This window comes from Nostoc sp. (assembly GCF_036919615.1).
Classification (GTDB): domain Bacteria; phylum Cyanobacteriota; class Cyanobacteriia; order Cyanobacteriales; family Nostocaceae; genus Nostoc.
Genome location: NZ_JBALCN010000108.1, coordinates 52,275 through 72,256 on the forward strand (window position 1 = coordinate 52,275; position 19,982 = coordinate 72,256).

Consider the following 19,982-nt stretch of genomic DNA (forward strand, 5'->3'; position numbering starts at 1 on the left):
CTCAGAATAATATCTACTATATTTGTGACACCCTCTTCTTAAAAAGGCTAAAAATTTTCCTCTTACCTATTACTTATATCTAAAAATTTGTAAATCACCCATTCGGGTGAGCCAAGCGGGTGATGCGTGCTTGGCACTACTTATTATAAATTTTATTGAAAGAAAGCTAAACTTAGCTTAGTTTCCAGGAAAAGTTGACAAAACAACATCAAATTGCCCAAATTGAGGTATCAGTTTTAACTCATATACTTGGTTCAAATTATGGCTTTAATTAAAGGAATTGTGCAACAAGCTCTAACTACCGGCTATCTGAGTGTTGTAGCCGAAGATAAACTGCGATCGCAACTTCAAAGTAATTATGACTCAGAAGACCTAGATGCCTGGATTATTTTACAACGAGCCATTGTGGCAGGCGATGTAAAACAAGAGTCGCGCCGAAAAAAAGCTTCCCTCTCGCCTAAAAACAAGGACGCTTCATCGAATATTAAACTTGCTTATCAAATGGCAGCAGAGATTGCTTATGCAGCAGCTGTAGCTCTGACAATGACAAAAAATACTAAAGATCAGCCTTCATTAGGTGCATAAAATCACACCTTCGTAAGTTATTTTCCTGATTTAGTATCTATATTTAATACCAATTAGTTAGCGACGCCGAATAGCCCGCACTTCTCTACGAAACGCTCTTGCTAGCTTGCTTCCACGTTCGCGCTAGCGTCTTTGTTGGCGCAGCCTCTCCGTCAGGAAAAGGAGAAGTAGTATGGCAAAGCTCAGTGACCACCGCAGGTATCGCTTTTCCTGGTTAACTGCTTGGTACGGTTTTCACACTAGCCAATTTTAGGCAATGTCTGTCTTGAAAAGTTATACTCCTGCGTTGCTAACAGATTGTTCCAAGCTGCCGCTACGATGGGCTATTTGGTGAGGCATCACCTTAAGCTAACCTTAACCAAAGAATCATCAAGTCTTTCCTTTGATACTGCTTCTTTGCCAGCGCAATTTTATTAAGAAATAATTAAAAATTTAACTTGACTGCAAACAGCTATGAGGAATTTTCACCCTCAGCCAAGATTATAGAATATGATCCCTGGAATCAATACTAAAATAAATATAAATTATTTATTTAGAACTAGATTTTTTTTGAGTGATACATGGCAGTAAATGATTAAATCTTAGTATACCAAGTATATGGCTGAAAGTAAGGCATAAAATTAGAAACACCTTGGTGTAAACTTTAGCAACGAGGTTAAAAATAATTCTCAATGCTTAACAAAGTCATCGCTTTTTCACAAACTAGAGTATAAAGAATTGGCAACATTGGTAAAAAGAGTAAACAATAACCATAGCTAAACTTGGAGTTTTGCCAACCTATGCAGCCAATTCGCACATTTAATGTATCTCCTTCACTACCGCCGCGACTCGAACCACTACGGCGGCTGGCATATAACTTGCACTGGGATTGGAACGTTGAAACTAAAGATTTATTTCGTCGCTTAGACTCTGACCTATGGGAGTCTAGCCATCATAACCCGGTGTTAATGTTGGGTACTATCTCTCAATCGCGGCTTCTGGAAGTTGTCGAAGATGAAGGCTTTCTAGCGCAAATGGATCGAGCTGACCGTCAGTTAGAAGATTATTTGCAAGAGCGCACCTGGTATCAGAAACAACGTGAGCAGAAACCAAAAGAATGCTACGCCTATTTTTCGGCTGAATTTGGACTTGTAGATTGTTTGCCCGTCTATTCTGGAGGCTTGGGCGTTCTGGCGGGGGATCACCTCAAATCTGCCAGTGACTTGGGGTTACCGCTTGTAGGTGTAGGTTTACTGTACCAGCAAGGCTACTTTGCCCAGTATCTCAATGCCGATGGCTGGCAGCAGGAACGCTATCTGAGCAATGATTTCTACAATATGCCCTTGCATCTAGAGCGCAATTCTGATGGTTCAGAACTGCAGATTGCGGTAGATTATCCAGGACGCAAGGTGTATGCCAGAGTTTGGCGCGTACAGGTGGGAACGGTGCCCCTATATTTGATGGATAGCAACATTGAACCCAACAATGTTTACGACCACGACATCACAGACCAGCTGTACGGTGGTGATATCGATATGCGTATCCACCAAGAAATTATGCTGGGGATCGGTGGTGTGCAAATGCTCAAAGCTTTGGGGCTGAAAGTCACCGCCTACCATATGAATGAAGGTCACGCGGCCTTCTCTGCCCTAGAACGTATCCGCTTGCTGATTCAGGAAGAGGGACTGAATTATGCTCAAGCTAGACAGGTGGTAGCTTCCAGCAATATCTTTACCACCCACACGCCAGTACCAGCGGGGATTGACTTGTTCGCTCCCGAAAAAATGTTGTATTACCTGGGGTACTATGCAGAGATATTTGGGTTGCCCAAAGAGCAATTTTTAGGACTGGGGCGCGAGAATACAGGCGATTTATCTGGGCCTTTCAGTATGGCGGTGCTGGCGCTGAAGATGGCAACATTTTCTAACGGTGTAGCACAACTGCATGGTGTAGTGTCGCGGCAAATGTTCCAAGGCTTGTGGAAAAATGTGCCTGTAGAGGAAGTGCCGATCGCAGCAATTACTAATGGTGTCCATGCTCGGAGTTGTGTTGCCAAATCAACTCAAGAATTGTACGATCGCTACCTGGGGCCAAACTGGTCATCAGCACCACCAGATAGTCCATTATGGGAGCGGATGGACGCCATACCCGATGAGGAGTTGTGGCGCAATCATGAACGCTGCCGCTTAGACATGATTTTGTTTGTGCGCGAGCATTTGGTCAAGCATTTGGGCGATCGCGGCGCTTCCGCCTCCGAAATTACCCAAGCCCAAGAAGTTTTAGATCCTTACGCTTTCACCATTGGCTTTGCCCGTCGCTTTGCCACCTACAAACGTGCCACCCTCTGGATGCGTGATTTGGAACGGATTAAGAGGCTTTTACTGGCTAACAAAGACCGGAAAGTGCAATTCGTGATTGCTGGTAAGGCACATCCCAAAGATATTCCCGGTAAAGAACTGATCCGTGATATCAATCACTTTATCCGCGAACAAGATTTAGAAAAACAGGTAGTGTTTGTTCCCAATTACGACATTCACATCTCCCGGTTGATGGTTGCAGGTTGCGATATCTGGTTAAATACACCGCGTCGTCCACGGGAAGCCTCTGGTACCAGTGGCATGAAAGCGGCAATGAATGGATTGCCAAATTTAAGTGTACTAGATGGCTGGTGGGATGAAGCTGATTACGTCCGTACGGGCTGGGCAATTGGACATGGAGAGAATTACAACGATCCTAACTACCAGGATGAAGTAGAAGCAAATGCTCTCTACGAGTTGTTAGAGAAAGAAGTTGTACCGTTATTTTATGAGCATCGAGATACTGATGGCTTACCCCGTCCGTGGGTTGCGAAAATGAAGGATGCAATTCGGTTGAATTGTCCATTCTTTAATACAGCGCGGATGGTAGGAGAATATGCCGGGCGGGCTTATTTCCCGGCCAGCGATCGCTATCATACCCTGACTGTTGATAACTATGCCCCAGCTAAAGAACTAGCTGCTTGGAAAGCAAAACTAGGCGAACACTGGTTCAACATCAAAATCAAAGATATTGACGTATCGGCAGTTTCAGACATTGAGGTTAATCAAACCGTTACTGTCAAAGCCAAGGTTGACTTGGCAACTTTGAGGAATGATGATGTTCAGGTGGAGCTATATCAAGGTGCGATCGATGCCAATGGTGAGATTGTCAACGCTGTGCCAGTGGTGATGGATTACCAAGGCGAGGATGCACAGCAATTGAGTATTTACACGGGTAATATCACCTATACCGCTTCTGGTTTGCAAGGCTTGTCTTTGCGTGTATTGCCAAAAAATCAATACTTAGCTAATCCCTATGAACCAAGGTTAATTGCTTGGGCAGAATAAGAGGGCTGAGTAGTTATTGAATACTTAAGACAAGGCGTTGCTGATTTAAATTTAGCAACGCCTTTTATGTTACAAAATGTGTAGCGACTGTCTTGAATGTCAAGTGCGAGCGGAAAAAAAAGCTGAAAACAAGTTGACGCAACTGGGGAAGTGCTTCGCTGATTCAGTGGTGCCTGGTACGGGCATCGAGATTTTGCTCCTGGCAGCAGAGACAGTCACAGCCTGCACCAGGCACTCCGCTGCGCCACGGAATCTTCCCCAGTTGATGGATTTCTCCTGTCGGCAAAAAAAGAGCATGAAAAATTTACCCAAGTCATGCGTAGGTGTAGCCAAAGAGTAGACATCGCACAGCATCTCCAAGTCAAGCGATCGCCTACTCTTTGGCGCAAGCAAAGTATAAAAACGTTTGCAAGCCTTACTCGTTAACAATTGATTTAAAGTTTTCTTTAATGCACCAAGGCAAATGAATGATCGCGAACCATTGCATTTAAAATGACTAACATTTGATCAACGAAGTATTGGGAGTCATCTGCCAACAGAAAAATTTCATGCTCCAAACCTCTTGAGAAACTGCTCATCATCTTAATTAAATTCCTCTGACAATCCAGGGCACAATTTCTTGGCAGTTTTGAGCAAATCCCCTGAGTATCCTACGCTTCTATCTGTCAGGATGAAGACGTAAAGCATTCACTTTTTCTACAGAGGAACTGGAAATCATCGTCAACAACTTAAATTCTCCTTTCTCAGCACTGCTTAGAGCTTAACCGAGAAGTGTTGACTCAGATATTTCCTTTAAAACAAGTATTTCAGAGCATACAGCACTTTGCGTAAGCGAACTCCTATGGAGAAGCGAAGCGTCTTGTAAAGAAGATCGTCGTAAACATCGCTGGTGTTCAAGGTAAACAATTGTTAGTACAAATATACTATTTTACTGTTAAAATGCCTTAAAAGTCAGCTAGCCTTGCTTGAGGTAGTATGAAAAAAATCCCAGACACGGACAAAAAGCCCATTTTGCTGTTGCAGCCTACATCTGTAACTACTGCTATAGTGCCACTGCAACCCCAAGAGGAAAAAATCATCAGTGAACAGGAGCGTTTGATAGTGCAAGTCAAACGTATCAATCAGATGGCAGGGGAGTTAGAAGCAGCGATATTGGAGTTGAAAGCGATCGCTAACACACTGACTACTCAAAAACGTTACCCAGTTCTAAAATGCAAAAATATTTGTCAGTATTTTGCAGTTAGTGTCCCTTGGGTGAAACGAAAGCCTGACGAATCATTTATTCTGACGACGCGAAGAGTTGATTTATTCCGAGCCGAAAGGGAAGCAGCACTGCTAGCACAGCAACTTCGTCAGCAAACCAAAAAAAGATTAGCATCGCAGAGACACAAAAAAAACAAGAGTGGGGCTGAGGCTCACACAAAAGGCTTGTTCAAAAAGGTATTAGTCAACAAATCTTAAAAATATCAACATTCAACGGCAGCTCACCCCGTCAGTTGTAACAGTTATATTGAAGTGGCAGAAGGAACTTCTCCCTCAAAATTGCTGGATACTACACTGCCATTGCTAATTGCCACCAACTGTGGTGGCAAATAGGCAAAGCTGCCCTAATATTTGCACTTCCGTAAAACCAGAGTGCAACATCAGGGACAATCAATCAGCGCACAGAAGAGGTAAAAAGAAGGTGTTAAAGACACTTTTAGTGATTGCCGTTGGTTTCTTACCGTCCCTGATTTCCCTATGGGTGATCCGCAAAACCCATTTGCGATCGCGCTTACGGCTCAGGCAGGCAGCCATGAATTTTCCAGCAGTGCAGGGACGGCAAAACGTCAGACCTTTTGAAAGCGATCGCTATTATTTAGAAGGGGTGGGTTACCTGATTGGCGACATCAGCTGCAAATTTAATGCCCGATCTGGCTACATCCGCTGTGCTGTGAATCCCGACGGCCCATGTAATGGTTGCCGTCACTATGAACCGAAGGGATAAGCTGGTAGTGAAAAAAGGGTTTAATAAGTCTTACCTCCTTAATACTCAACTAATCTCAAATTACTGAAGAAGGGCTGGGGAGGCTGGTGAAGCAAGAGAGTTACTGAACAGTATCCTTTGTTTTTCTCAAAGCGTCCTAACACATCTAAGTTTAGGGGAGAACTCTATTATCAGGCGTTGCATCAACACTGATTGAATTAAACTCGACCAAAGTAAACTTTAGATAAAAGTTTGTTTATACCAGAGTTTAAGTTTGAACAAATCATGGATCAACTTAGTCTCATACTCCGCCGTTAATCAGTTGCATGAGTTGAAACGCCTAAGTTTGACTCGAACATCTGACACCTGACAGCGCCCACCCTTAACGATCTCCAAGTTTTACCTAGGAATGGTGAAATCATGGCTAATTATAATTTGTATTGACAAACACTTTGAAAATTTGCCTTTGCATGGTCAAATAAGAATGATTTAATAGAATTTGTGCAAAAGTGTAAATCTACGTTATTTTGTTTGCAGATTATGAACTCTACTGTTAGCTTTTGCCGAATATCTAATAACTACATGATTATTTAACGATGAACAACGCGATCGCTAAGACAACAGTATTATTATCAACTTGCGCTTTGCTACTGACAGGCTGTAGTGGTGGCACTAAGACTGTGACTTCTGCAAATAATAGTCCAAATAGTACCTCAAATAACACTGCAACTAATACCACAGCCACAACAGGTACATTGTCGAGTGCAATTCCCATCGGTATTGCCGTTGCTCAAACTAGCAACGTGGCATTATTAGGTCAAGAGCAAGTTGCTGGAGCCAAACTTGCTGAGAAATATTTCAATAGTAAAGGTGGTGTCAACGGGACTCCAATTAAATTGATGTTTCAAGATACTAGCGGTGATGAAGCAGGGACAATTAACGCTTTTCAAACTTTAATTAACAAAGATAAAGTTATTGGGATTGTGGGCCCAACTTTGTCACAGCAAGCTTTTAGTGCTGATCCAATTGCCGAACGTGCAAAAGTACCAATTATTGGACCATCAAATACTGCTAAAAACATTCCCGAAATTGGTGATTACGTTGCTCGTGTTTCTGCACCAGTTTCTATTGTCGCGCCTAATTCAGTGAAAGCTGCACTTAAGCAAAACCCCCAACTTAAAAAAGTCGCAGTTTTTTATGCTCAAAATGATGCATTTAGCAAGTCAGAAACAGAAATTTTTCAACAAACAGTTAAGGATCAAGGCCTGGAATTGGTAACAGTACAAAAATTCCAAACCAGTGATACAGATTTTCAAAGCCAAGCCACCAATGCGATTAATCTTAAACCAGATTTGGTCATTATTTCTGGTTTAGCTGCTGATGGTGGGAATTTAGTCCGACAATTGCGAGAACTGGGTTATAAAGGCTTAATTGTCGGTGGAAATGGTCTAAATACATCGAATCTATTGTCAGTTTGTAAGGCACTTTGTGATGGCGTGTTGATTGCTCAAGCCTATAGTCCAGAACATCCAGGTGAAATTAATGCGGCATTTCGCAAAGCCTATACTGACGAATACAAAAAAGAGCCACCTCAATTTAGCGCCCAAGCTTTTGCAGCAGTGCAGGTTTATGTCGAAGCACTCCAAGCTTTAGATAACAAGAGCAAAGTCAACAAATTACAACTACCAGAATTGCGGACGGAATTAAATAAACAGATACTTGTCGGAACATACAATACACCACTGGGTGAAATTGGTTTTACTCCCATAGGTGAAGTTGTGCAAAAAGATTTCTATGTAGCCCAAATCAAGATGGCAAAAGATGGTAGCCAGGGTAAATTAACATTTTTAAAATAGTTGCTACATGAATATTAATCTGTTTTTACAGCAATTATTAAATGGGTTATCTATCGGCAGCGTCTATGCAATTTTTGCTTTAGGATATACCTTAGTTTATTCAATTTTGGGCATCATGAATTTAGCTCATGGCGCAATTTTTACCTTGGGTGCATATTTCACTTATGCACTTATGGGGGGTAACTTTGGATTTAACGGCTTGCTGGCTAATGTAGCCTTGCCAATAAAATTACCATTTGCGATATCCTTAATATTAGGAAGTACCTTGGCAGGATTGGTAGGGATAGTGATGGAACGCGTTGCTTTTCAACCCTTGCGGCGTCAAGGATCTGACCCCTTACTAACTGTTGTTTCCAGCTTGGGGGTAGCAGTGGTAATTGTGAATTTAATCCAGTATTTAGTAGGCGCAGAAAGTTATACATATCCCGCAAATACTTATGCTAATTTGCCAGCTGCAATTAACTTTGGTAGTCCAGAAAACCCAATTCCTATTCGCAGTGTTCAGGTAGTAATTTTTACTGTATCAGTTGTGATTGTGACAATTCTTACCTATTTTATCAATCGAACTAAATATGGTAAGGCAATGCAGGCGATCGCAGAAGATCCAATTACAGCTAGTTTGTTAGGAATTAATAGCGATCGTTTTATTATCCTAACATTCTTCATCAGCAGTTTTTTAGCAGGATTAGCAGGAACTTTAGTTGCCTCTAGTGTTAGTATTGCAGGGCCATATTTCGGTATTGCTTTTGGGTTGCGGGGTTTAGCAGTAATTGTCTTAGGTGGTTTGGGTAGTATTCCTGGTGCAGTGTTGGGAGGTTTGGTAATTGGATTAGTAGAGGCGTTTGTACCCGCCGAATACTCTGGATATAAAGACGCAGTAGCCTTTGGAATTTTGTTTATCATGCTGCTAGTTAGACCCCAAGGTTTACTGGGACGGCAGTTTATTCAGAAAGTGTAGTAAGAGGAAGTTAGGAGTTAATAGTTAGGAATTGTGAGTTTAAATCCTCTTAAATCCCAACTCATAACTCATAACTGAGAACTCATAACTCATAACTTAAAAAATGGCTGATTTTTTTGCTACTTACGGTTCTCTAATTGTCTCTATGGTATTGGGGGCACTACTAGGGTTATCGCTTTACTTACCACTCATGACAGGGCAATTGTCTTTAGCTAGTCCAGGATTTTATGCTTTAGGTGGGTATATTGCAGCAATTCTCTCCACAAAAGTTTTGACATCTAGTAGTAGTTTATATCCCATTCCATTGTTGTTATTGGAGATGTTAATTGCTGGGGTAATTTCTGGTTTCTTGGGTATAGTGGTGGGAATTCCAGCATTGAGATTACGAGGAATTTATTTAGCGATCGCTACTATCGCTTTTGTGGAAGTTCTGCGCGTCATCTCCCTCAATCTAGATATTACAGGCGGTGCTGTCGGGATTTTTGGCATTCCTCAACCTTTCCAAACACAACTTGAATATTTATGGATTGCCCTGCCCTTACTATTAATTAGTATGGTATTACTTTATCGTTTAGAACGCATCCGCGTCGGAAGGGCTTTTATCGCTATCCGTGAAGATGAATTAGCTGCGGGTGCAATGGGAATTGATCCCACTTATTACAAAGTTTTGGCGTTTACATTAGGGGCCATGCTTGCAGGGGTTGTAGGTGCAATTAGCGCTCACTTCCTTAATACCTGGAATGCTCGTCAAGGTACTTTTGATGCCAGTATTATATATTTAACTTTTGTTTTAATTGGTGGTTCGAGAACTTTTTTAGGATCGGTAGTCGGAGGTATGGTATTTACAGCCTTACCAGAGATACTACGAAGCCTAGCTGATACTGGTGGTTTACCTAATTGGTTAGCACAATTTTTGCGCGATGGGAGATTAATTATTTTTGGCTTACTAATTGTAATAGGTACAATCTTTTTCCCCCAAGGGCTAATTACTCCAGATATTTTCCAAAGACACAAAATAATGAAAAAACGAACTGTAAAAGATGCAAAGGACACATAGATGCAGCAACGGCTTCCCACAGCGTAGGAATAAGAGTTTCAGAGACTTATTGCGTAAGTCCTATATTCATAATAATATGCAAAAATGTCATATAATATTCCAGCAGCTAACACCAGTATTGTCTTAGAAGCAAGAGCATTGACTCGCCGCTTTGGTGGTTTAGTGGCAGTTAATAATGTATCTTTTAGTGTAAATAAACATGAGATTTTTGGACTGATTGGCCCTAATGGTGCTGGCAAAACAACACTGTTTAATTTGATTACTGCCTTCATTCCGCCTTCTAGTGGTCAATTAATTTATCAAGGTGCAGAAATTTCCCAACTGCGTCCTTATCAAATTGCTGCTTTAGGTATCGCCCGTACCTTCCAAAATATCCGCTTGTTTGGAGAATTATCGGCGTTAGAAAACGTGATCATTGCCCGACATTTACACACTAAAAGTAATATGATTACAGGAGTTTTGGGATTACCACCAGCGCCTAGCGAAGAATTGAAAACTAACCAAAAAGCTTTAGATTTATTAGATTTAGTGGGATTGAGCGATCGCGCTGACGAAAAAGCCAAAAACTTTGCCTACGGTGATCAGCGTCGGCTAGAAATTGTCCGCGCTTTAGCATTAAAACCGCAAATCTTACTTCTCGACGAACCGGCGGCAGGGATGAACCCCAACGAAAAGCAGCAACTCAGTGCATTTATCCGTAGCCTGCGCGATCGCTTCAATTTGACGATCATCCTGATTGAACACCATGTACCTCTGGTTATGGGTTTGTGCGATCGCATTGCTGTATTAGATTTTGGTCAATTAATTGCTTTGGGTGAACCATCTGTAGTCAGAAATAATCCGGCTGTGATTGAAGCTTATTTGGGAAATGAATGATATCTGATCAGCTGTCTTAAATTACAAAACCTGTTGTAGTTCCTCAATTAGAGACTTCTTAATTCTGACTTTTTACGGTAAGTTCTCAAACAAGCAAACAACGTGGCTTTTTCCCCAGACTGATTCTCAATAATCTTAAATTAATGAAAATGCCTAAAGAAAAATCAGGATTTGGGAAAACCCTCAAAATGACATTAATCCACATCCTGTGAAAAGTTAGCTTCTTAATTACGTAAGAAATTCTCAAACTACCCATGCAAACCAAATTGGGTAAATATAAATATTCATTCTGAGTTGGGATCTCCTGTCAATAGCAGTTTTCGAGCGGGAACACTTGACATTTTAAGCTTTTAGATTAACCTGAAAATTGCCAGCCTTAAGAATTGTGTTAACTTAAAGTCAGAAAAAATATCTCACCCATACCAAATTGGGATTGGATGTCTTTTTTGAAAACCAGGGTAAAGTTTTGAAAACTACCTGGATTAAACTTTTTTGAAGTGTGTCTTAATTACGAATTAGGAATTACTATGACACCTGAAAAGCAAATTCAACAGCAAATTGCCGAAAACCTCGTTTCATTGGGTGAAATCTTGTTTAGCGCCCAAGCATGGAAGTTCTTCCAAAAACTAGGCAGGGGCTACCTATATCTGCATAAAGTACTCCAGATAGAGCATACTAGTGGCAATAATTTTTCACTGATTGAAGGTGCATCACAGCTAGGAGACAGAATGTATTATGCTGCTAAAGGCACTCAAGCTTGGCAGATGATGAAACTTTCAGCAGCTGCGGTGAGTCAACCAATATTGTATGCCCAATTTTACGCTTTAATCGACAACTACGACCCAAGAAAAGAGTTTGTAGTAATTGTGGGTTTTAACTATGGTTCTGATGCCAGAGAATATTTCTTTTAAGAAGACCAGAAATTTCTCCGGAACAAGCTTTTACAATTGTTCGCGATCGCCCACTAGAATTTGGCATCGAATCACTATAATCTTGATTTGTCTAAAGTTTTTCAACTATTGCGAGTTATCCTTCAAGTCAAGGTCAAGGTGGTTAATAACTTAACCAGTTTAGCAGTTGATATTCACATGCCACCTTTGCTATTGGCAACCTTTTTCCCGACAGAGGGCGGCGAAATTCCTTCCCAGTTCAGCCTACTGACGAAAGGTGATGATTGGTAGACAATGCTACACCCCAAAAAGATTACTGCTGTCCACTCTGTGGCAGAGCAAATCATTAACTGTCCTTATCAAGGAATTACCAAGCGGATGTTTTTGCAGGTGAGAGTGCTGGAACTAATCCGCTTGCAGTTAACTCAAATGCTAGTGGATTAAGGTGGAGTACAAAGGTCACCACAGCTCAAGCCTGGAACCAAAACGCTTGATATCTTGATCAGTAAATAATGGTAGATCATAAAGATTGCAGTATTCTGGCGTTGGGTTTTAAGTTGAAGCAATGTCTACGATGGGGTACGCCTACGCACTGTTTTAAGAAATGTATAATTGATGTATGTTAGGTTTTGAATCAACATTTCTGAATGTAAACCGCCAATGAAATCCGATAGTAGACCAAACTATACAATTTTAGAAGTTCAAGAACTTGATGTTAATTATGGTGGCATCCAAGCTCTGAAAAATATTAATTTAATTATTCAAAAAGGCGAAGTAGTTACTCTAATTGGTGCTAATGGTGCTGGAAAAACTACTACACTCCGCGCCATATCTAAAATAGTTAATCCTCAGAGTGGTGTGATTATCTATAATGGACATAATATTACCCGCCGCCAAGCTCATGAGGTTGTACAACTTGGTATCGCCCATTGTCCTGAAGGACGCAGAGTATTAGCGCGACAAACAGTGTTTGATAATTTACTTTTAGGTGCTTATATTCGCTCCAATCAAGCAGAGATAAAAGCAGATATTCAGCGCCAATTTGAGCTATTTCCACGCTTGTCACAAAGACGCAATCAACTAGCAGGAACCCTCAGCGGTGGTGAACAACAAATGTTAGCGATCGCTCGGGCTGTAATGAGTAAACCACAACTGTTACTTTTAGATGAGCCTAGCTTAGGTTTAGCACCTGCGATCGTTCGGGAAATCTTCTCCATTATTGAAAATCTTCGTGCTACAGGCGTAACTATTCTGTTAGTTGAACAAAACGCCAATCTGGGGCTACAAATTGCCGATCGCGGTTATGTTTTGGAAGCTGGTTCTATTACCTTAACAGGTGCAGCATCAGAATTAATTAGTGATGAGCGAGTTAAAAAAGCTTATTTAGGGTGATTAATTAAATGAAAACTAGGAAGGTACAAGCACATGGTAAAATCACCAACTAAACCCCTAACTTTAGAAGAATTTTTGAAACTACCAGAAACAAAGCCTAGCTCAGAATACATCAATGGGGAAATTATTCAAAAGCCAATGCCTCAAGGAAAACATAGTATTCTTCAGGGTGAACTAGTCAGTAATATCAATTCTGTAGCTAAACCTCAAAGAGTTGCTCTTGCATTTCCAGAATTGCGGTGTACTTTTGGTGGACGTTCAATTGTTCCAGATGTAGCGGTGTTTGCTTGGGAACGGATTCCCATAGATGAGCGTGGAGATGTCGCTAATGTCTTCAAGACATATCCAGACTGGACAATTGAGATTCTTTCCCCAGATCAAAGCCAAACTAAAGTAACCGGAAATATCTTGCATTGTCTAAAGCATGGTAGTTGTTTCGGTTGGCTGATTGATCCAGATGAGCGTTCTGTTTTAGTATATCCACCAAAGCAGCAACCAGAACTTTTACAAGAGGAACAGGAAATATTACCAGTTCCAGATTTAGTTAGCGGCTTTCAGTTAACTGTAGGGCAACTATTTGGATGGCTGAAGTTATAAGATAATACACTAATGAGTTTTAAACTTAAAAATATCATTCCTTGGGGACGTTCGATGGAGGAATACGTTAAGATGTTTGACTTAACTCCTGAAGAACTAAGATTAACTATACTCGATTGTGCTGGTGGCCCTGCTAGTTTCAATGCAGAAATGACTGCTCAAGGATACAAGGTTATTTGTTGCGATCCGATTTATCAATTCACTGCAAATGAAATTGATAACCGCATTCAGGATACTTATCAAATAGTTATAGATGGTGTTAAAGCTATCCAAGAATATTATGTTTGGCAGAATATCCAGTCCCCTGAACAGATGGGTGAAATTCGCATGGCGGCAATGCGTAAATTTTTGGCAGATTTACCTTTGGGAATTAATGAAAACCGCTATCTAACAGATGAATTACCTGTCTTGCCTTTTGAAACTCATCAGTTTGACTTAGCTTTATGTTCCCATTTTTTATTTACTTATTCCGATCAGCTTTCAGAAGAATTTCATCTGGCATCAGTTTTGGAGATGTGCCGAGTTGCCAAAGAGGTACGTATTTTTCCACTATTAAAAATATCCGGTGAACCATCTCCTCACCTGAAGCCAATTATGAGTGAATTACAACAACGGCATTATTCAGTGGAAATCAAGCAGGTACCTTACGAATTTCAGAAAAATAGCAACCAAATCTTGCGTATCAATTCAATGTAATATTTAATTTTTATGTCTGGTGATAGTTGAGAATTTTCGACTAAAGCTGATTTAGAAGATTTTATCTGCACGAATTTAAAGCAGTCAAATTAACGTTAAAAGGGCGGTTATAAACCGCGTCTATACAAAACTTTATCCACCTCCGTGGGTTCCAAACAAGGGGCAAAATCCACTTGTTTCCCTAGTCCGCGTAGGCAGCCTACCCTTCTCTACGAGAGGCTGCGCCAATGGAAACGCCAAGGGCGAACGTTTGTATAGCCGCGAATTCTATTCGCCTTGGCTCTAAGTTTATACGCATGAGCAATCATGTAACCTTACCATATGTTGCATTCAAACGAGAACTGCTATAACTAATTTCTACTGATAAGTTTTCTAAATCATTTATATTATTACAAATTATTACAAATAATGTCATATATTAATATTTGCAGCCCTCCTTGCAGATATCTATATATTTGTTTAGCGGCGAATTCTATTCACCAGAATAATTAAACCCATGAGTCAAATAGTCTGGATAGCAAGACACGCTAACCGCCTCGACTTCGTAAACCCTGATTGGTTTCTCACCGCCGAACGACGCTACGATCCACCCTTGTCTGATGATGGTATGGTGCAGGCACAGCAGTTAGCTAAACGATTTAAAGGAGAAAATATTGCCCATATTTTCGCTTCTCCTTTCCTACGAACCGTACAAACGGCAAACGCAGTTGCAGAAGTGCTTAACTTACCGATCAAATTGGAAACAGGCTTGAGTGAATGGCTAAATCCAGTTTGGATGACAGAAGAACCCGAAAGACTCTCAACTCCAGCATTAGCAGAGTTATTCCCCAGAATAGATGTTGGCTATACTTCGCGCATCGCCGCCAAATATCCTGAAACTCGCGAAAAAGTGCGAGAACGTTCTGGACAAACTGCTAGATGTTTAGCTACTGAATTCCTCCCAGACAATATCCTGCTAATAGCACATGGTGCATCAGTGTTGGGGGGAGCAATGGGGCTAGTGGGGGAAATTGCCATAACAGAAGTTAAAGCTTCTTTATGTTCGCTGGTAAAAGTGGTACGCGAAGACCCAGAATGGTTATTAGAACTTAAGGGAGATACTTCCCATTTAACCCACATAGAAGAAGTTATTCGATTTGCTTAAATCTCTAATAGGGATTTTCAATCATGAATTTCGTTATGTTGGGTATATCCTACAAAAAAAGTAATTAATTCACGAATAAGTTTTATGACTTTTTTACTAGCAGGAGACATTGGCGGTACGAAAACTATTCTGCGATTGGTTGAAACATCAGACTCATCAAGTTTACATACTATTTATCAGGAAAGTTTCCACAGTGGCGATTTTCCCGATTTAGTACCGATAGTACAAGAGTTTTTGGTCAAAGCTAACACACCTATACCACAAAAGGCTTGTTTTGCGATCGCAGGCCCGATTGTCAAAAATACTGCCAAGCTAACCAATTTAGCCTGGTTCCTGGATACCGAACGTCTACAACAAGAATTGGGTATCCTACAGATTTCTTTGATTAACGATTTCGCCGCCATTGGCTATGGCATTTTAGGTTTACAAAAACAAGACTTGCACCCGTTGCAAGTTGGCAAATCTCAACCCGAAGCCCCCATTGGAATTATTGGTGCTGGTACCGGCTTAGGACAAGGATTTTTAATTAAACAGGGAAACTACTATCAAGTCTTTCCCTCAGAAGGTGGACACACTGATTTTGCTCCCCGAAACGAGATTGAGTTTCAATTGTTGAAATACCTGCTGAATAAACATGATATCCAGCGCATTTCTGTAGAACGCGTAGTTTCTGGAATGGGAATTGTCTCAATTTACCAATTTTTGCGCGATCGCAAATTTGCCACCGAATCACCAGACATCGGCCAAATCATCAGAACTTGGGAACAAGAAGCGGGACAGGAAGAAAAAAGTGTTGATCCTGGTGCTGTAATTGGTACAGCTGCACTAGAAAAACGCGATCGCCTCTGTGAACAAACTTTGCAATTATTCATAGAGGCTTATGGTGCAGAAGCCGGCAATCTTGCCCTTAAACTCCTACCTTACGGTGGCTTATACATCGCTGGTGGAATTGCGCCCAAAATCCTGCCCTTAATCCAAAACAGTGGTTTCTTATTAAATTTCACCCAGAAAGGTAGGATGCGCCCCCTTCTCGAAGAAATACCCGTGTATATTATCCTCAACCCGCAAGTGGGGCTAATTGGTGCTGCTTTATGTGCTGCTGGGTTATAACAGCTAGCATCATCAGTGATATCAGCATCTCGAAAGGCAAAAAATATGACAGTTAAAAGTCTATTGCCACTAATCGCCGCCACCTTTTTCTGCGGTGGATTTGTTCTCGTGGAGGCGCGTCAACCCAAACCTTTGGCGGTTGTTACCAAACCAACTGTTTCTCAACCCGCGCAGCCACAATGGAAGTTATTCACCGCTCCAGATGGACGCTTTACTATTTTGATGCCGGGAAGCCCCAACAGAAATACCCAATCCCAAAAAACCTATATGGGGGAAATTAACTTAGAAATATTTGTCGCTCAACCACCAAAACAGCAAGTAGCATACGTAGTTGCTTACAATGATTTTCCTTATAGTTACGGTGAAATGGCTGATCCCCAAGCTGTACTTAATAATGCACGGGATATGGCTTTAAAAACTACGAAAAGTAATTTAATTAGTCAACGAAACATTCGTAGTTCCAATAATCATCCTGGCAAAGAAATTGAGTACATCAATTCTGGAGGGAAAATCACTAAAAGTAGAATGTATGTTGCCGAAGGAAGACTATATCAAGTAATGGCAATAACTACAAAAAAACAGCAGAAAACATTAGCTAAAACTATTACTGGGTATTTAAATTCCTTCCATGTGGTTTTGAAAAAGTGAGATAACTAAAATCTCTACTATATTAGCCTTGCAATAAGTTGCAGGGCTAATTAGGTAGCCACAATTAACAATTTCATTATTCACGCATTAAAGACATTTTGCCTACGGCACCCTCTTCGCATTCAGACGGAGATTTAAACCTCGACTGAAACCGAGACTACGTTCAAACTTATTTAATTTTTTTAGCTCATATCATACAACTTATACGCTACTCAACCGTTTGCTCAAACATGATTTATAACATGAGGATGTTATGTTAAAAATAATACCAAACTATATACAACCAAGTAAAACGAATGGCTGATATTATTGATACTGCCGTTACTGCTGGTTCTTTTAGCACCTTAGTTAATGCAATCAAGGCTGCCAATCTGATAGATACTCCCAAAGATGTTAACTCGTTTATCGCCTCTACAACCACAGAGCAAGCTTTTGCAAAGCTTCCAACAGATACTTTAGAGACATTGCTTAAGAATATTAATAAGCTCCAAGAACATCTGAGGTGTCATATCGTTTCTGGCAAGGTGATGTCCATAAAGCCGATTGAAGGTTTAAGGTTGAAAATTGACCTTTTAAATAATGCCAATGTAGATTATGACAGTCCATAGCCTTAACACCCGATGCTGATGATAACGGTGTCATCCAAATCATTATTGATTCCTCGTTAAAAGATAGCGAATAACGTCTGTGGTCTAGAAACTATTTATGGTCACTAGCTCACGACTGTCTAGACAGATTTTAAGTAGATAATGTTTTAAAAGGCTCTTTTGCTCTCATAGTTAGCACAGTGAAGTATCCTAATACATAGCTAAAACGTTAATTTTTCGTCGCATTTAATCCAGTGCAGAATAGCAAAATTATCCGTTCTGGTACTTTTAAAATATCCCCTAAGTAGCTCAACCAAATTAAATATCAAACCTCTCTCCTCAGAGGAGATAGGCTTTGACTCACCTCTTTGCTGTTCAAATGGTTTACTCCGTCACATTAGTTCAGGAGTAGTTTACTGGTGTTGTAGCTGCTGCTATCAGGAAATGCCAGTTTAGAAAATAACATGAGGAAAAATGAAGAATGTCTCTATAGCGGACTGTACTTTCACAAAAAAGGGCAGTTATTGCTGGAGTTTGTCTTAAGCATACAGAATAAGGAAGGATGTCCTTATCAGGACTTAAACAAAAATTAAGCCCAAATAAAGCCCAAACTGGCTTTGTAAGCAGCAAATACGTCACGGTTGAAGGTTAACCAATCAAAAAATCTATAAGACATAGCCGTTTTAAAGGCTTCTAAGGCTTCAGTAAAGGTGTTCAAAGGTTTACTTGCCCACCTGCGTCTCAAGCCTCTTGTCATCTGATGCCAAAAAATAAAAGTATAGGCACAAAAAACCAAGATAAAATGTCGAAGTAAACTCCTTTTATCTCGGACTTGATATTCTTTCAGTCCTAACCAGCCCTTGGCTTCTCGATAGAAAACTTCTAACTAATTTCTTGAACCATAAGTATCAACTATCCATTGCGGTGTGACAATTGATGAGGAAACATTAGTAATGAAATAGTCAATATCAGTGGCTTCAGAGAAACTCGCAGCATTCATGACGATGGCAATATTGCGCTTTCCACTTAGACCTGATATCTCTATTTCTTTAGTTGCTACCCATAATATTTTAGGTTTATCTAAGTTGAGTTTAATTTTAGTAAAAGCCTGTTGAGATAAAGCTTGTGCTAACTCATCTAACCTAATTTTTTGTTGAATATTATCTTTCTCACTGACAATGACTTTGCGATTTTTAGCTAATCCTCCTAAATATTTTAGGTGACGATTTTCTAACTCTAATAAGAAGGATGTATTATTGCCATACCCAGCATCTATAAGTACGATTCCCGGTTGATATTCTCGTTTGAGTGTTCTATCTATTAGCTTCAGCGCTAATTCAGTTTTTTTCCCAAACTCTGGGTCTTGCTTACCATTGGGTAAAGAATTGGCGTGTTGATCTAACTCTATATCTAATGGTAAACTTTTTTTGCCATCATATAAATGAGTTGTTACTACTACAATTCCATTATCTGTTTTACCGATTTCTCCGATATATTGCCTTCCTACTCCATCAGTAAAATTACCACTTTTTCTGTGACCCGAATCATCAATTATCAAATTAAATCTGCGACTAATTCTGCTTTGACTACAATTGTTCATAATTTCTAACCGACGTTGATTGATCTTTGAATCAGACCAAGGGGCTTCGGTTAAAAAATGGTGCAATTGATGGTATTTCACTCCTATAGCGTTTTCTGCCATCTGAGATAGGTTTTTTCTTTCGCTTTCCCCCAATAATCCCCCTAAATAATGCCTAAACCCTCTTTTTTGAGCTTTATGAGTAAATGATTCATCAAACCGTTGACACCATTTTTCAAAACATGGGGGCATGGCCGCCGGGGTTGTCTCTTTCATCGGGTGTTACTTCGACCTGAAACATTTGCTGGTAAAGCATTATACTCTATTTTTAACTTCTATTTTGTTTAAGTCCCGTTATTCAATAGACCTCTAGCATAAGTCGAATAGACCCCCCTTAATCCCCCCGATATATTGGGGGGAAACTTGAAATCTTGCGCCCTCCCCAATACATCGGGGAGGGGTGATTCAAGGATTTTTGCAAGAGGTCTAATGATGCTAACTGAGTAGGTTGGCGGGGAAAAACCAAATTATGTAAAGGTATGTAAACGCTCAACTAAGCTTAATTAAATGACGTTTCAGAATCTTTTTAAAACTTTACATAGTTACATTTAATAGCACCAACCTACTTAGCTAATGCAGTTATATTAGATAATATTGCTGGCGATGGCGTAACCGCCTCGCATCCTTGTCTTACTCA

Annotated in this window: 19 protein-coding genes and 1 pseudogene; 18 read left to right on the plus strand and 2 right to left on the minus strand. The window is 40.4% G+C overall.

Annotation, left to right across the window (positions count from 1 at the left end; genetic code table 11):
* The first annotated feature begins 261 nt into the window (after positions 1–261).
* Both V7K48_RS34560 and glgP read left to right on the plus strand, forming a co-directional pair.
* A complete protein-coding gene (locus V7K48_RS34560; protein ID WP_335079852.1) occupies positions 262–585 on the plus strand; it encodes a hypothetical protein in 324 nt (107 codons plus the stop codon).
* A 779-nt stretch (positions 586–1,364) separates the two neighbouring features.
* Positions 1,365–3,929 carry an alpha-glucan family phosphorylase gene (gene glgP, locus V7K48_RS34565; RefSeq protein WP_335079854.1) on the plus strand — a complete coding sequence of 855 codons (2,565 nt, stop codon included), beginning with the start codon at positions 1,365–1,367 and terminating at the stop codon, positions 3,927–3,929.
* A gap of 446 nt (positions 3,930–4,375) precedes the next feature.
* On the opposite strand, the gene V7K48_RS34570 is transcribed toward glgP, so the two are convergent.
* Complete coding sequence (locus V7K48_RS34570) at positions 4,376–4,510, minus strand: hypothetical protein (protein ID WP_335079856.1); 135 nt, start codon at positions 4,508–4,510, stop codon at positions 4,376–4,378.
* 394 nt (positions 4,511–4,904) lie between these two features.
* Between V7K48_RS34570 and V7K48_RS34575 the strand changes: the two genes are divergently transcribed.
* The 16 genes from V7K48_RS34575 to V7K48_RS34650 all read left to right on the plus strand — a co-directional run bounded on the left by V7K48_RS34575 (position 4,905) and on the right by V7K48_RS34650 (position 17,727).
* Entirely contained in the window at positions 4,905–5,390 is a 486-nt protein-coding gene (locus V7K48_RS34575; RefSeq protein ID WP_335079858.1) for a hypothetical protein, read from the plus strand.
* A gap of 223 nt (positions 5,391–5,613) precedes the next feature.
* Complete coding sequence (locus tag V7K48_RS34580) at positions 5,614–5,916, plus strand: DUF6464 family protein (protein WP_334971166.1); 303 nt, start codon at positions 5,614–5,616, stop codon at positions 5,914–5,916.
* A 575-nt stretch (positions 5,917–6,491) separates the two neighbouring features.
* Entirely contained in the window at positions 6,492–7,751 is a 1,260-nt protein-coding gene (locus tag V7K48_RS34585) for an ABC transporter substrate-binding protein (RefSeq protein ID WP_335079860.1), read from the plus strand.
* 7 nt (positions 7,752–7,758) lie between these two features.
* Positions 7,759–8,709 (plus strand): branched-chain amino acid ABC transporter permease, encoded by a 951-nt coding sequence (locus V7K48_RS34590; protein WP_335079862.1) that lies wholly within the window; start codon positions 7,759–7,761, stop codon positions 8,707–8,709.
* Between the two features lie 103 nt (positions 8,710–8,812).
* The gene (locus tag V7K48_RS34595) at positions 8,813–9,766 is read left to right on the plus strand and encodes a branched-chain amino acid ABC transporter permease (protein WP_335079864.1); all 954 of its coding nucleotides are present in this window, start codon (positions 8,813–8,815) and stop codon (positions 9,764–9,766) included.
* An 84-nt stretch (positions 9,767–9,850) separates the two neighbouring features.
* On the plus strand, positions 9,851–10,642 hold the full coding sequence (locus tag V7K48_RS34600) for an ABC transporter ATP-binding protein (RefSeq protein ID WP_335079866.1): 792 nt from the start codon (positions 9,851–9,853) through the stop codon (positions 10,640–10,642).
* Positions 10,643–11,169: 527 nt separating this feature from the next.
* Complete coding sequence (locus V7K48_RS34605; RefSeq protein WP_335079868.1) at positions 11,170–11,553, plus strand: hypothetical protein; 384 nt, start codon at positions 11,170–11,172, stop codon at positions 11,551–11,553.
* 87 nt (positions 11,554–11,640) lie between these two features.
* Positions 11,641–11,823, plus strand: coding sequence for a hypothetical protein (locus tag V7K48_RS34610; RefSeq protein ID WP_335079870.1), 183 nt, complete (start codon positions 11,641–11,643; stop codon positions 11,821–11,823).
* A 3-nt stretch (positions 11,824–11,826) separates the two neighbouring features.
* Positions 11,827–11,976: a hypothetical protein gene (locus V7K48_RS34615; RefSeq protein ID WP_335079872.1), complete on the plus strand. Its 150-nt coding sequence runs from the start codon at positions 11,827–11,829 to the stop codon at positions 11,974–11,976.
* A 216-nt stretch (positions 11,977–12,192) separates the two neighbouring features.
* The gene (locus V7K48_RS34620) at positions 12,193–12,924 is read left to right on the plus strand and encodes an ABC transporter ATP-binding protein (RefSeq protein ID WP_335079874.1); all 732 of its coding nucleotides are present in this window, start codon (positions 12,193–12,195) and stop codon (positions 12,922–12,924) included.
* Positions 12,925–12,957: 33 nt separating this feature from the next.
* A complete protein-coding gene (locus tag V7K48_RS34625; RefSeq protein WP_335079876.1) occupies positions 12,958–13,521 on the plus strand; it encodes a Uma2 family endonuclease in 564 nt (187 codons plus the stop codon).
* Positions 13,522–13,533: 12 nt separating this feature from the next.
* Positions 13,534–14,217, plus strand: coding sequence for an SAM-dependent methyltransferase (locus V7K48_RS34630; protein WP_335079878.1), 684 nt, complete (start codon positions 13,534–13,536; stop codon positions 14,215–14,217).
* Positions 14,218–14,713: 496 nt separating this feature from the next.
* Positions 14,714–15,361, plus strand: a complete 648-nt coding sequence (locus tag V7K48_RS34635; protein ID WP_335079880.1) for a histidine phosphatase family protein — start codon at positions 14,714–14,716, stop codon at positions 15,359–15,361.
* Positions 15,362–15,445: 84 nt separating this feature from the next.
* On the plus strand, positions 15,446–16,471 hold the full coding sequence (locus V7K48_RS34640) for a glucokinase (RefSeq protein WP_335079882.1): 1,026 nt from the start codon (positions 15,446–15,448) through the stop codon (positions 16,469–16,471).
* A 45-nt stretch (positions 16,472–16,516) separates the two neighbouring features.
* Positions 16,517–17,119 (plus strand): hypothetical protein, encoded by a 603-nt coding sequence (locus tag V7K48_RS34645; RefSeq protein WP_335079884.1) that lies wholly within the window; start codon positions 16,517–16,519, stop codon positions 17,117–17,119.
* Between the two features lie 296 nt (positions 17,120–17,415).
* Positions 17,416–17,727, plus strand: coding sequence for a fasciclin domain-containing protein (locus V7K48_RS34650; protein ID WP_335079886.1), 312 nt, complete (start codon positions 17,416–17,418; stop codon positions 17,725–17,727).
* A gap of 568 nt (positions 17,728–18,295) precedes the next feature.
* Here V7K48_RS34650 and V7K48_RS34655 read toward each other — a convergent pair.
* A pseudogene (locus tag V7K48_RS34655) lies at positions 18,296–19,561 on the minus strand (IS701 family transposase).
* Positions 19,562–19,982 lie beyond the last annotated feature (421 nt).

What these genes read in the sequence shown, in the direction of transcription:
- V7K48_RS34560 (WP_335079852.1), top strand. Translation starts at nt 262, where the DNA reads ATGGCTTTAATTAAAGGAATTGTGCAACAAGCTCTAACTACCGGCTAT.
- glgP (WP_335079854.1), top strand. Translation starts at nt 1,365, where the DNA reads ATGCAGCCAATTCGCACATTTAATGTATCTCCTTCACTACCGCCGCGA.
- V7K48_RS34570 (WP_335079856.1), bottom strand. Translation starts at nt 4,510, where the DNA reads ATGATGAGCAGTTTCTCAAGAGGTTTGGAGCATGAAATTTTTCTGTTG.
- V7K48_RS34575 (WP_335079858.1), top strand. Translation starts at nt 4,905, where the DNA reads ATGAAAAAAATCCCAGACACGGACAAAAAGCCCATTTTGCTGTTGCAG.
- V7K48_RS34585 (WP_335079860.1), top strand. Translation starts at nt 6,492, where the DNA reads ATGAACAACGCGATCGCTAAGACAACAGTATTATTATCAACTTGCGCT.
- V7K48_RS34590 (WP_335079862.1), top strand. Translation starts at nt 7,759, where the DNA reads ATGAATATTAATCTGTTTTTACAGCAATTATTAAATGGGTTATCTATC.
- V7K48_RS34595 (WP_335079864.1), top strand. Translation starts at nt 8,813, where the DNA reads ATGGCTGATTTTTTTGCTACTTACGGTTCTCTAATTGTCTCTATGGTA.
- V7K48_RS34600 (WP_335079866.1), top strand. Translation starts at nt 9,851, where the DNA reads ATGTCATATAATATTCCAGCAGCTAACACCAGTATTGTCTTAGAAGCA.
- V7K48_RS34605 (WP_335079868.1), top strand. Translation starts at nt 11,170, where the DNA reads ATGACACCTGAAAAGCAAATTCAACAGCAAATTGCCGAAAACCTCGTT.
- V7K48_RS34615 (WP_335079872.1), top strand. Translation starts at nt 11,827, where the DNA reads ATGCTACACCCCAAAAAGATTACTGCTGTCCACTCTGTGGCAGAGCAA.
- V7K48_RS34620 (WP_335079874.1), top strand. Translation starts at nt 12,193, where the DNA reads ATGAAATCCGATAGTAGACCAAACTATACAATTTTAGAAGTTCAAGAA.
- V7K48_RS34625 (WP_335079876.1), top strand. Translation starts at nt 12,958, where the DNA reads ATGGTAAAATCACCAACTAAACCCCTAACTTTAGAAGAATTTTTGAAA.
- V7K48_RS34630 (WP_335079878.1), top strand. Translation starts at nt 13,534, where the DNA reads ATGAGTTTTAAACTTAAAAATATCATTCCTTGGGGACGTTCGATGGAG.
- V7K48_RS34635 (WP_335079880.1), top strand. Translation starts at nt 14,714, where the DNA reads ATGAGTCAAATAGTCTGGATAGCAAGACACGCTAACCGCCTCGACTTC.
- V7K48_RS34640 (WP_335079882.1), top strand. Translation starts at nt 15,446, where the DNA reads ATGACTTTTTTACTAGCAGGAGACATTGGCGGTACGAAAACTATTCTG.
- V7K48_RS34645 (WP_335079884.1), top strand. Translation starts at nt 16,517, where the DNA reads ATGACAGTTAAAAGTCTATTGCCACTAATCGCCGCCACCTTTTTCTGC.
- V7K48_RS34650 (WP_335079886.1), top strand. Translation starts at nt 17,416, where the DNA reads ATGGCTGATATTATTGATACTGCCGTTACTGCTGGTTCTTTTAGCACC.